The sequence below is a fragment of the Microcoleus sp. D2_18a_D3 genome, from assembly GCF_036702455.1.
Classification (GTDB): Bacteria; Cyanobacteriota; Cyanobacteriia; order Cyanobacteriales; family Microcoleaceae; genus Microcoleus.
In genome coordinates, this window is sequence record NZ_JAUBTK010000085.1 from 21,897 (window position 1) to 34,016 (window position 12,120).

The window sequence follows — 12,120 nt, forward strand, 5'->3', positions numbered from 1 at the left end:
ACAACTTGAACAACTTAATTTTAATTGCCATGATTTTGGCTTTGCTCATACCCATGTACGAGGTATGGAAAGATCATGATATCTGGCAAACAATGTTGGCGTTTGCCAGTATTTCGACCAAGGCGGCAATCATCGCTCTCGTCATATCAGTCTGGCGCGATGATTGGATGATCGGTGTGGTGGCGGCGATTATCCTCAGTGTGGGTAATGCTGGATTGATGTTGTTGGCACAAATAATCAAACGTATCACTGAAGCATGATCGTAATAGATGTATTGAGCTATACCTGCATCGGTATAGGGATTTTTTTCTGGTTTTGGGGTACTTCTTACCTACTTGGGACGCGATCGGTTTTATATAAACTGCACAGTCTTTCGGTAGCAGATACGCTGGGTTCGATGGCGATCCTCGTCGGATTGCTGCTGAAAATACCCAATAAATGGCCCCTGCTGGTTCTGGCGATCATTTGCTTAGCAATCTGGAACACAATGCTGGGATATGTGTTGGCTTATTGTTCCAAAACAGGGAGTGACTATGAACGATAATAGCTACATTTATGTTTTGGTCGCTCTGCTACCCTTAGCTGCTGGTATGGTGGTATTTCAGGTCAATCCATACCACGCATTGGTACTGCGGGGGGTATTGGGAGCGATCGCCGCCTTGGTGTATACAATTTTAGGCGCGGGGGATGTGGGCTTGACCGAAGCCTTGATGGGCACCCTGCTGGCGATTACACTTTATGCAGTGACGGTGCGTTCATCCCTCGTGCTGCGTCTGGGTGTAATCGAAGAGGGGACAGAGGGCGATGCTATACCAAACGACAAAACCGCAGGTCATTTTAAGCAACTGATAGATGACATCCGCACAGTTTTTCAGAAACGCCACATGCGCCTGGAACTCGTTCCCTATCCGAGTGCACAGGCATTGCAGCGGGCGCTGATGGAAAAAGAAGTTCATGCCGCTTGTTCCCCAGAAGACCAACTAGAACACAGCGGCGAAGCGCAACTTTATAACACCGCAATCAGAGTTCGGCGTGTCTACGACATCATGCAAACCGAACTTTCATCACCGGGGACAACCCTAACCTATGTAAATACACCAGACGCAGAGGACAAACATTGATGAAGTGGGTTTACTTTTTATCAGGGATAGCGCTGTTTGTCAAAATGCTGCTAATCGCCAATCCAGTAATGGACTTATCGCAGCAAAGTTCGATCGTCGAATTGGTTGTTCAAGATAGTGGAGTATCCAATGCGGTTTCCGGTATCATTTTGCGAAATCGGCTGTACGACACGATCTTTGAAGTTGTGGTATTTACGATCGCCATCTTGGGTGCAAGTTTTATGCTAGCAAATGAACAGCCGTCCTGCGCCATATATCAGTTTACCGATCAACCATCGATTATTTTGGCGCGATTGGGAGCGACGATTGCGGCCTTGGTGGGTATCGAACTAGCAATTCGCGGGCATTTAAGTCCAGGCGGTGGTTTTGCGGCGGGTGTAGCGGGGGGAACTGCGATCGGCTTGGTGGCGATTACCTCATCACCGCAGTGGATGCAAGAAATCTACCAGCGCTGGCACGCCGCGACTTTGGAGAAGGTTTCGGTACTTGTTTTCATTGTATTGTCCGTTATCACTCTGTCAGGATATGAGTTACCGCACGGAGAGTTAGGCACACTTTTCAGCGGTGGCATTCTCCCCTTGCTCAATATCCTGGTTGCAGTCAAAGTCGCATTAGGATCGTGGGCGGTGCTGTTGGTGTTTATTCGCTATCGCGGATTGCTATGACAAATGTTCCGATCTCAAATCCATTGACATCGAAATTATTCATCTCTCTCATTCTCTGACTCTGTGTTCTCTGTGTTCTCTGCGGTTTAATCATTCAGAAATAACCGTAAACGATATTTTACGTTTATAAGGCTTACGCACGAGTAGCCAGAAACCGGGTTTTTTGCGAAATCAAAAACCCGGTTTCTTTGCTTTTTATAAGTAATTCCTGTGTACTCATCTGCGTTTATCTGCGTGCATCAGCGGTTAAAAAATCCAAATCTGCCAGCAATGCCAGATTCAGACAATTTAAAATGCTGGATTTGATCGGACGCTTTTCATCCCCAAATACCATCGATGAATAAAACTTAATTGCTGGTGATGAATTCAAAAGCTCAAAAGTTTGACGTGCAACTCTCTCGCTGTCAAAGCTGAGAAAGTAAACAGTATCATCGAAAATCCTGACGGGGTGACAGGTTGCCTGAAAAACCGACTCTGAGGCAATCCTAGACAAATCGCCTCAAAAAAGATAGGGTAAGAAAGCTTCTTATACCAATTCACTATGAAGCTGCATTTAATATAACGCTAAGGATATAGTTCCAACCAGAAAGACATCAGCCTCATTTAGTGTATCTTCATAGTGAATTGGTATTACCCAAAAACAATTAAATGATACCAGAATTATATCATGCCCATTTGTCAGAAAAGCTGACACGTTCTAATTACTTATTGACAATTTTATTGATTCAAGTAGTGCAATCGATTAAAGAAGTCACATTGGAAAGCATAGCGACAAAACTAGCGATACCCATTAAATTTGAAAGTAGAAGAAAAAAAGAGAGCGAGATTTTTATCAGAGGATAAATGGGTTATAGATGATATTTGGCTGTCACTGGTAATTGGTTGGATTAAAGGTACTGTCAAACAGAATAAGGTTGTATATTTAGGGCTTGCTGAAAAAGTGAGAAAACAGCATTTAGAAAGATGAGTGAATTCGAGTTCTCCTCGGCAATATAAGTTTTGTCAATTGTGTTCTGGCGAAACATAGCTTTTACCAATGATTGAAGCTAAAAAACCTGAAAAAAGGTTTTTGTTATGAAATAGACCGAAAAAAAGCCAAAAAGCCTGCCGTAGCAGGGCAGAAAGATTCATCACCAGAAAAGTTATTGCGATGCTTGTTTCAGAAGTATTATCAAGTTTAGCCATCACTCTACCGAGGCTAAATCTTCTTTTAGCTTCTCCAAATTTCCCTTCAATTAAGTTACGAATTCTATCGTCTGATTGAGCTTGTTTTTTCAGTGATTTGCTCAGATTTTTGGGAGGTCTTCCTAGACGGACACCGCTCATTCTTATGCCGAGTTCTTTGCACCAAGCTCTATTTTCTTGTGTTCGATATATCCGATCTACATGAATTGATTCAGGGTAAAATCCGGTGAATTGTTTAAATGCTTCTACTTGTCTTTTAAGGTCTCCTGATTCGTTGAAGTTATCCCAACTAATTCGGTCTAAAAATACGTACCCATTTCGACAACTGGCTGACAGTTTTGCCCCAAATTCAACGGATTTCCCGGCTTTCCCTCTGACGATGGGGCGGATATGTGGTTGCTTTAAACTTACCCCAACTGTCGGGAATACTATGTTCTTTCTTTTCATACATTGACAACTGTTGACGGTAGACTTCTGCCACTACTAACAGCATTTTATAATGAGATTTAGTCAGTAACTGTAGCTCACCCATTCCCTCTATATTCGCCAAATTTCTTTGGATGTATTGCAGTTGTTTTTTAATTGCTTTTCTTCTTTCTTTTTGTCGTGGTTTTCGCTGTGCCGGCTATGGTTAGGTATTCTTTTCTGGCTCGGTTTCGATAAGTTCTCGGTTTTTTTTTACGGGTGACTTAATTTGATTGTGTAGAGCATCTATGATTTTTTCAGTATGTTCTATTGCTTGATTTAATAGTCCTAAGTCGGTCGGATATTTAAGGTCGGCTGGCGTACAGGTTGCATCTAATATTAATTTTCCTTGATTTTTGGGTTCACTTATTTCTGATGACTCTTTTTCGACGATAACTCCTGGCACTTCGGTCTGCTCTTTGACCATTTTTTCGTTAATTTTATTGACTAGGTTGACTCCTATTCTCTCCCTAAAATGAACAAACATGGATGAATCAAATGGTGCAGCATCACTATAGGTTGTCATCCCTATAAAGTATTGTAGGTAGGGGTTTTCTCTTATTTGTTCTAGCGTTTCTTTGTCGCTGGTTCCTAGCCTTTCTTTAATTATTAATGCCCCCAATGCCATCCTAAATGATTTGGCAGGCGCTCCTGTAGATACTGTAAAATTTTCGGCATATTCATCTTCAAATTCTGACCACGGAATTATTTTTGCCATGATTACCCAACGATTATTCTCTGATAATTGCCCCTGTCCGTGAAGGTCAAAGTTGGAAGGTGGGGTTGGGGCCCTAGTCAACTTTTCGGTACATGAACGAAAGTGCTGCTGTGCATGGCTTTTGACTAATTTTAGCTCATAGTCTTACACGTTGTCAACGCCGAACGCGAGTCAAAGTCTTTTGAGGTAAGGGTTTTAGGCTTATTCAGCAAGCCCTACTTACTGATGCCAGTTAGGCACGCAGCACCGACTTCGCTTTTTGCAAATAGTCCCGGCGATCTTCGAGGCCGTTGTAACCCCCATTCACGCGGAGGGTGACTCCTTCGAGGTCGTCTCGATCGGCATACTCGTTGAGGTGTCGGGTATCCCAGTACCAGCCTGCGACCCAAATGGCAAACGGAATCTGTCCGACGAGTTGGGGTTGAGCGATAAAATCCTTATTCATTGCCTTAGAAAAATCCGCATAGTTCGCTCTTCCGGTCAGTTGCATTAACCCCCGTCCCTTAAAGCGTACGCCGTCGCCCGGTTGGGTGTTGCCCAAATCGTCCCGTCCCTCGTAGTCTTCACCAGAAGCATATTCTTCCATCGCATTGAAACAGTCCGACTCGTGAGCCACCTGAGCGATGAAATGGCAGATCCGCAGGGGCGTATTAATCTGATAGTGATTAAGAACGTCGTTGACGCTGGAAGCCAGTTGGCGCAGGCGATCGCTCGGTGCATTCGATCCGGCAATCTGAATCAGTTGCTCGCCCGTCAAATATTGGGTGCTTGCCGTCGGACTCGCAGCCGTAGCCGTACCAGAGGCGAAAAGAGTTTGAGCCGTTTGGGCAGGTGCAGTTTGAGCAGGTGCAGTTTGGGCGGATGTACCCGGTGGGTTATTGCCGTAAAACAGCCGTCCCCAGCCGGTTTTCGGACCCTCTACCGTCCAGCGACGGCTCAATTCCTGGCGAGAATAGATCAATCCGCCACCCTCTTTAGAAGCGTAGCCGTCCAACAAGTTGCCGTACGGATCGTTGATAATATAATCGCCGTCTGCGTTGCGACCGATCGCCACAATCATATGCCCGCCGCCTGTAGGCCCGGACTGCGGCCCGCGATGCAGAATACCAATGACAGCAGGCAGTCCACTGGCTAACGATTTATCCAGATCGTCAAAATCGAGAGCGGTATTCCAGGTCGATTGAATTTTCAGTTCTGCCAGGGCCTGAGTTTGGGCGGTATGGTCGGTGGTATCGCCATACTTAATCACGTACTGGAAGTAGTCGTCATCCCCGGAAATGTTTGCACCCAGGAACTTAGCCACCATCGCACAACTGGAGGTATTGCAAGTTCGGTCGGCTTGCTGCAGATTGTCTCGTTGGGAGAAAAAGGGAACGGGCAGTTGAATAGCCCCGTTGCTTGCCCCGTTGCTTGCCGCTGGGGCAGAGGGAGCCAGGGGAGCAGTGGGCGCGGGCGGAGGAGCGCTCATCATCGGGCTTGGAGCGGGGGCCGTTGCACCCATCATCGGTGCTGGAGCAGCAGAGGTCGCCATCATCGGGCTTGGAGCGGCGGCCGTTGCACCCATCATCGGTGCTGGCGCAGCAGAGGTCGCCATGAGATTGGCGCCACTAGACCCGGTATTGCCGACGATCGCGACATCCGGTGCGCTGACAAACCAGACGTTGCGGTTTTCAGGGCCGAGTCCGCGATCGATCGCCACTTGCAGGTGATTGTTCTCAGCTTGAGCATACGACATCAAGCCAAAGCTGTTGCCGCCACCGACAAAAATCTTATAGTTATCGGGCAACAATGATGAATGTTGGGGACTGAGCTTGAATTCGGTATTCTGGCGAACTTGGAGAATGCCCGCAGCCCCAGGGGCAGGAAAGGCGGGAGCCGGATTCCCCCAAAGCTGTTGCTGTTGCTGTTGCTGTTGGGGGGGCCGGACGGGTTCGGGTCGATCGAACAGGGTTTTATCGGTGGCGACAGTGTTGGCTGTCTTAAGAATTTGCTTGATTTGCTCGTTTTCTTTGGCTTGCTGCTGCTGCAACGTCGCGATGTAGTTTTGTACGTCGTTCTTGATGATACTTTCGACCCGGCTGGCAAAGGTCGCATAGCCGTCGATATGGTCGACCAGGTTGTCGTAGGAACCACTCAACTGCACGTACTGCCAGCCTTCAGCCTTGAGGTCTTCTGCCATTTTGCGATAATCTCGCCAGCGATCGCCATAGCGATGAAACTCATCTAGCGCCGCACTGACGGCAACCACCTGACTTACGAAAAAGGGGACGTAAGGAAACCAATCGCGAAAGTATTCATTATCTTTAGACAGTTGCATATTAATCCCCACCAGAGCAGGCAGCACCACCCCGCTAATAATCGTCGTCAGACGCAATCGGTAGTGCATCCGGCGGCACTGATCCGCTTTTTTATCCGCCCACACTACCTGATCGATCCAGCGCTGTTTGAGCGACTGTTTGTAGAGGTTGGGGAGGTTCAACTGTTCGACTAAGCTTCCCAACTCTTCGCGCAGGTATTGTTCGTAGGTCTTTTTCTTAGCCATCGGGATGTCCTGTTAGAGGGTAGAGGGCTGGGGTACATCTGAGGTTAGGTCAAATCCCCATATGCGACCCATCTTTTAGGTTGATCGACAGGCTCCTCAGAAAATAATAGCTAGAGACCGACTGGCAAGAGCTTAATTCTTGGAGGAGGCATTCCGTCCCGGATTTGGGATACTCAATCCAGTCAGCATGATTAACTCTCAACGTAGGGGCGCACGGCCGTGCGCCCCTACTTTCAACTTTCAACTTTTAAGTTTTCAGGCGGTAAATGGTACTCTTTCCACCGTAGGAGCCGTCAAAATCCGTATCGCTTTCCCACACAAAGCAAGCTCTAGAGGATGAGTTGGAGAGGACTCGACTGCAACCATCGGTCAGTCCAATCCCAATGTGTGCTTCTCCATCCGCAACCACCAAATCGCCCGCTTTCGCCGATTCTCTCGGCACCAGTTGTCCTCGCCCTTGTTTGAGCGCCTCCAGGACTGCGGGAACGTAATTGGGATTGGCGCCAAGTGGGGTGAGGCTTGCATCCTGAATGACTTTGTTGACCGTCCAGGCGCAGGCGTTGTTGCCGCCATCAGGGCCCTCGGCCGTAGACATTCCCCGCAGCTTGAGGGTGGAGGCGAGGATGCGAGCATTCAGGTCGGCGCTCGCGGTTTGCTGCACTGGAGCGCTAGCAGAGGGGGCTGCTGCAAACGCCGCAGGAGGCTGGGCAAAAGCCATTTGCGTCGGTGCCGGTGGAGGCGCAAACCCGGTAGGAGGCTGGGCTACAGTCGGCTGAGGCATTGGGGCACTCGGTGGGGGTGGGGGTGCAAAGGCGGCGGGAGGTTGGGCCCACGCGGTTTGCGGCATCGGGGTATTCTGAGGGGGGACTGGTGCGATCGAGGGTTGCCCTGGAGCGTTGAACGCCGGATGTTGCGCTGGGATTCCCATGGCTCCATAGCCATTGTTAGGCTGGTTGGCAGCCCCGTAAGGCGGCTGTTGAGGGGCAGGAGTGGGTCTTGCAAACAAGGTTTTATCGGTGGAAACATTCTCGACGGTTTTCAGGATTTGCTTGATTTGCTCTTGCTCCTTAGCCTGTTTTTGCTGCAACGCCGTGATATAGTTTTGTACGTCATTCTTAATCAAGCTTTCGACCCGACCTGCAAACAGCGTATAGACATCTTGGTGGGTTGTAGATTCTTTGTTCTCGCTTCGGGGTTTGAGGGCTTTCCAGTCTTCGACGCTGACTTCGGACATCCGACTGCGCGACAGGGGAGGCGGAGTATCGTCTTCTGCGAGGGTTTTGTAGCGATAGGGGCCGCTCAATTGCAGGTATTCCCAGCCTTCTGCTTTGAGCTCTTCGGCTAGTTGTCGGTACTCGCGCCAGCGATCGCCAAAGCGCATAAATTCTTCCGCTGCCGCACTGACTGCGATAATTTGGCTCAAGACAAACGGGACGTAAGGAAACCAAAAGCGAAAGTATTCATTATCTTTGCCCAGTTGAAAGTTAATTCCAACTACGGCAGGCAACAGTACACCACCGACGATCGCCGTCAGGCGCAAGCGATAGTGCCAGCGACGGCATTCTTCGGCTTTCTTATCCGCCCAAACCACTTGATCGAGCCAGCGACTTTTCAGCGACTGTTTGCAAAGATCGGGTAGCTCCAGTTGCTCGACCATATCGGTCATTTCTTGGCGCAGGTAGTCGTAATACGAGGTCTTTTTCGCCATGTGGACTTCTGTTTGCATGCACTATATTGTTTAGATCCGCATCGTGGCTGCGAAATCCTAGTTGTTCACCCCCTTTATTTCACGAGGCAGAAGTTCGATAGCGCAAGCGCTTGGTTAGTTCGACTGATGACCAACGACTGGAATCCTATGAACTATCCTTCTTCTGTCACTCTCGGAAAACTGGCGTTGCTGAATACAGGCATGAATTCAAGATTTCGGCATTGCTATCAGCCCGCTTGAGGGTGAGTTTTGTAAGGCTCTGGTGAGTTTTAGGTGATAGTAAACATAAAACTTCCCGTGGGAAAGGCCCGAAAGCCTGTGTGAGCCAGAGGCTCCCACTACCGTTTCCACCACCAATTGAGAACTGCCAATTTATTCGTCTACTATAGAGTTGTATAGAGTTGCTGACGACAATATTGATGCCCTATAGCTTCTTGAGTAAGTTTTATGGGACAAACACATCCTACCATAGATAGATGACAAAGCAATCATTATTTATCATCAGGGCAAGCGTGAATCAGTGGGAAAAGTAAACACTGTATGGGTTCACGGGGTGACAACCCCCTCAAATTCCTAACTGAACTTCCTCCTGCAAATATACTTACCCAAGCTCAACAACCTCTCATCACAAAGGTTTCAATTGTTGAGTCAGAAAATGTGTACCCATGTAGATGATTGATATCTGTTTGCGATCGGCAATTATATTGAATCTACAACAATTGAGCGCGAGATCCTGCGTCAGCTATTGCTGATAAAGGGGTACAAATTTTCAGCTCAACAGTTGCATCCTTTGTTGAGTAAAAGTTTTAGGACTGTTAGTACATTTGTACAGGGGAAGTCCAGCCTAAGCTTCCCAAAAATCGGTGTAGCAGAGGGCACACGGGCGGTAAACTGCCAGTATTCCTAAAGCCCCGGATCTGGTGAGTTTTAGCGGATTATAAAAATAAAACTTCCTGTGGGAAAGGCCCGAAAGCCTGGGTGAGGCAGAGGCTGACACTACCGTTTTCACCAGAAATCCTGAAAAGCCTTTTGTAACATCAAGCGAAAAGTTGATTCATACCGTGAATCAGCAACGCCGGAAAACTTTTGTCATTTCTCAATGCTATAGCTTTTGTATACGAAGCGAGCGCAAGATTTTTTGAGAATAACAAATACCACAACCAAGTTTTTGTAATAGGATAGCTGGTATTGATTGACTGATAAAGCTTCGAGAGATTGCTCTCCGAGAGAGTGACAGAAGAGGGTTCTGAAGTTTTGCTGGTTAAAGGCCGCCCAACTCTAGAGGGGAACACTGTCGCATGGTGCATCACTCAATTCTAATTTCGACTCACAAATTTGTTTAATTTAGGACTTACACATTGATAATATAACCAAGTAGTGCATTGATAAACAGGGAACATCTACTAATGGGGATCGGACAGTCAGAAAAATAACTAAAACCTCGACACCGCAATCCAATAAAGACATTTACACCTTATTTATTGATATCAGGAAAAAATCTTCGGGTGCAATAAGTTAGCGGAGATATTGGGAGACTTTTTCCATTCATGGCGTCACTCGCTTTTTGTTTAGAGAGAGTTATGAACCGGAATATTTATTCGAGATGATGGATAAATTTATCAATTTAGAAGGGAAATATTTAGTGTTGACGATACAGTTAGAAAAAAGCTATATCCGGAACCAAAAATACGGAATTAATTAGCTATTACGGGTCAGGACAAACCATAGACCGCTCATTAAATTGAACTTAATTACGCTATATTATAGTGATATTTATGGTAATTCAGTGCCAATTAATTACAGAATATACGATAAAAAATAGAGTTCAACCAAAAACAATTATTTTAGAGAAGAGTGAGAGAAATAAGAGAAGGGGGAGTGAAACCAAGAATAGTAACGGGAGATAGTTGGTATTCAGGAGGAGAAAACTTAAAGTTTATAATCAACCAGAAACTGGGTTTTCTGTTCGTAATTAAAAAAAACAGAATTGTCATTGTCTCAAATGAGCCGCCCAAGTATTGTAAAGTAAGCACTTTAGAGATGACCGAGGAAGGATTAGTGGCTCATCTAAAAGAATTGGGATTTATAAAATTTTGAGGAAAGACTTTAAAAAAGCAGACTCTAGAAATTATATTTTATATCTGCTAGAGCGGGAAAAGCTCAAAGAGACAACCCGAAGTGAATTTATGACAATTCACGAGGTTCATTGTGGCTGGGAAACCTTTCATAGAGCGCTCAAACAAGTATGTGGAATTTGTCGTTTCATGGTGAGAGACACCCACGCGATCGAGACTCACATATTTTGGTCACTTCCCCCCTTTATTAAATGAGAGTTAATGGGCTATAAAAAGATAATTAGCAATTGGTATGAAGCCGAAAGGAATCTATTCACTTTAGTTGTCCGTGAGCAGATTTGGGCGAGCCTTAGCCGTGATTTTATAGTCGAGAATACATAGAAAATGTGGCGTTGTGGATTCAGGGTATGAATCAAATTTTCGCTTGATGTTACAAAAGGCTTTTCAGGATTTCTGGTGAAAACGGTAGTGTCACCCTCTGCCTCACTCCGGCTTTCGGGCCTTTCCCACGGGAAGTTTTATTTTTATTATCCGCTAAAACTCACCAGAGCCGGGGCTTTAGCAATTTTTACTGGCAGTTTACCGCCAGTGTGCCATCTGCTACACCGATTTTTGGGAAGATCCGGAATTTGACGGGGTTGTCGCCCCGTGAAGCCATACAGTGTTTACTTTTCCCACTGATTGACGCTTGCCCGGATTCTAAATAATGATTGCTTTGTCATCTATCTATGGTATGGTGTGTTTGTGGATCGCACTTAATCAAAAAGCCATAGGGCATCAATATTGTCGTCAGCAACTCTCTAGTAGACGAATAAATTGGCTGTTCTCAATTGCTGGTGGAAACGGTAGTGCGAGCCTCTGGCTCACACAGGCTTTCGGCCCTTTCCCACGGGAAGTTTTATTTTTACTATCAACTAAAACTCACCAGAGCCTTACAAAACTCACCCTCAAGCGGGCTGATAGCAATGCCGAAATCTTGAATTCATACCTTTATTCAGCAACGCCATAAATTATGTACTTATGGGAAAGATCCGACTTTTCCGACTTTACGATCCGACTTTTCCGACTGACAGAGACAGTGGCCCGAAGCCATGATAGAGATAGAGAAAGTCAACCCACGATATCTAGATTGTCAAGATATCGTAAATCGGCATTGCTGAATTGGGTATGAAATTTGTAGGATCAATCCCCCCGTGGTTGCCTCACCGCTGACGGGGTAAGCACTTAGAATTACCCCTACAGGAAAAATCATACTTTGATTCAGCAGCGCCTGATGTTGTTCGAGTCCCATCCAATCCGATCGCGTGAGGTTGTGCGGTGTGGCTGTCTACCATTCGCGCTCTCTAAAATGTTTTAATTCCATGATGGAAATTTCCCGATTTCCTATTCCGCATTTACCTATCCCTTCCTCATGAAAACAATTTTTGACGCTTTTATCTCTTACGGACGAGCAGATAGTCTAGGTTTCGGCAGAAAGTTATACGAGAGCCTGCGAGAACAAGGATTGAATATTTGGTTCGACCAAAACGATATCCCCCTGGGAGTCGATTTCCAAAATCAAATAGACGACGGCATCGAAAAAGCAAACAACTTCTTATTTATCATCGCACCGCATTCGATCAACTCGCCTTATTGCGGCAA

Annotated in this window: 8 protein-coding genes and 2 pseudogenes; 7 read left to right on the forward strand and 3 right to left on the reverse strand. The window is 46.3% G+C overall.

Annotation, left to right across the window (positions count from 1 at the left end; genetic code table 11):
* Positions 1–29: 29 nt before the first annotated feature.
* The 5 genes from QUB06_RS28015 to QUB06_RS28035 all read left to right on the forward strand — a co-directional run bounded on the left by QUB06_RS28015 (position 30) and on the right by QUB06_RS28035 (position 2,753).
* Positions 30–260, forward strand: a complete 231-nt coding sequence (locus QUB06_RS28015) for a hypothetical protein (RefSeq protein ID WP_190739580.1) — start codon at positions 30–32, stop codon at positions 258–260.
* A complete protein-coding gene (locus QUB06_RS28020) occupies positions 257–544 on the forward strand; it encodes a monovalent cation/H(+) antiporter subunit G (RefSeq protein ID WP_333438058.1) in 288 nt (95 codons plus the stop codon). Before QUB06_RS28015 ends, QUB06_RS28020 begins: the two co-directional genes overlap by 4 nt.
* The gene (locus tag QUB06_RS28025; protein ID WP_333438059.1) at positions 534–1,121 is read left to right on the forward strand and encodes a DUF4040 domain-containing protein; all 588 of its coding nucleotides are present in this window, start codon (positions 534–536) and stop codon (positions 1,119–1,121) included. The genes QUB06_RS28020 and QUB06_RS28025 overlap by 11 nt, the downstream gene beginning before the upstream one ends.
* Positions 1,121–1,786, forward strand: coding sequence for a Na(+)/H(+) antiporter subunit B (locus QUB06_RS28030; RefSeq protein WP_333438060.1), 666 nt, complete (start codon positions 1,121–1,123; stop codon positions 1,784–1,786). The genes QUB06_RS28025 and QUB06_RS28030 overlap by 1 nt, the downstream gene beginning before the upstream one ends.
* 796 nt (positions 1,787–2,582) lie before the next feature.
* Entirely contained in the window at positions 2,583–2,753 is a 171-nt protein-coding gene (locus tag QUB06_RS28035; RefSeq protein ID WP_333281646.1) for a hypothetical protein, read from the forward strand.
* Between the two features lie 35 nt (positions 2,754–2,788).
* Here QUB06_RS28035 and QUB06_RS28040 read toward each other — a convergent pair.
* From QUB06_RS28040 to QUB06_RS28050, 3 genes and pseudogenes are all read right to left on the reverse strand, one after another.
* A pseudogene (locus QUB06_RS28040) lies at positions 2,789–4,235 on the reverse strand (IS5 family transposase).
* 151 nt (positions 4,236–4,386) lie between these two features.
* Positions 4,387–6,696 (reverse strand): DUF4231 domain-containing protein, encoded by a 2,310-nt coding sequence (locus QUB06_RS28045; RefSeq protein WP_333438061.1) that lies wholly within the window; start codon positions 6,694–6,696, stop codon positions 4,387–4,389.
* Between the two features lie 247 nt (positions 6,697–6,943).
* Positions 6,944–8,422, reverse strand: a complete 1,479-nt coding sequence (locus QUB06_RS28050) for a DUF4231 domain-containing protein (protein WP_333438062.1) — start codon at positions 8,420–8,422, stop codon at positions 6,944–6,946.
* A 1,363-nt stretch (positions 8,423–9,785) separates the two neighbouring features.
* Between QUB06_RS28050 and QUB06_RS28055 the strand changes: the two are divergent.
* Both QUB06_RS28055 and QUB06_RS28060 read left to right on the forward strand, forming a co-directional pair.
* Positions 9,786–10,860, forward strand: a pseudogene (locus tag QUB06_RS28055) (IS701 family transposase).
* A 1,030-nt stretch (positions 10,861–11,890) separates the two neighbouring features.
* A partial coding sequence (locus QUB06_RS28060; protein ID WP_333438063.1) for a toll/interleukin-1 receptor domain-containing protein occupies positions 11,891–12,120 on the forward strand: 230 nt, incomplete at its 3' end.

Bases quoted from the DNA above. Each gene is read 5' to 3' on its own strand.
- QUB06_RS28045 (WP_333438061.1), bottom strand. From the start codon at position 6,696: ATGGCTAAGAAAAAGACCTACGAACAATACCTGCGCGAAGAGTTGGGA.
- QUB06_RS28025 (WP_333438059.1), top strand. From the start codon at position 534: ATGAACGATAATAGCTACATTTATGTTTTGGTCGCTCTGCTACCCTTA.
- QUB06_RS28015 (WP_190739580.1), top strand. From the start codon at position 30: ATGATTTTGGCTTTGCTCATACCCATGTACGAGGTATGGAAAGATCAT.
- QUB06_RS28050 (WP_333438062.1), bottom strand. From the start codon at position 8,422: ATGCAAACAGAAGTCCACATGGCGAAAAAGACCTCGTATTACGACTAC.
- QUB06_RS28030 (WP_333438060.1), top strand. From the start codon at position 1,121: ATGAAGTGGGTTTACTTTTTATCAGGGATAGCGCTGTTTGTCAAAATG.
- QUB06_RS28020 (WP_333438058.1), top strand. From the start codon at position 257: ATGATCGTAATAGATGTATTGAGCTATACCTGCATCGGTATAGGGATT.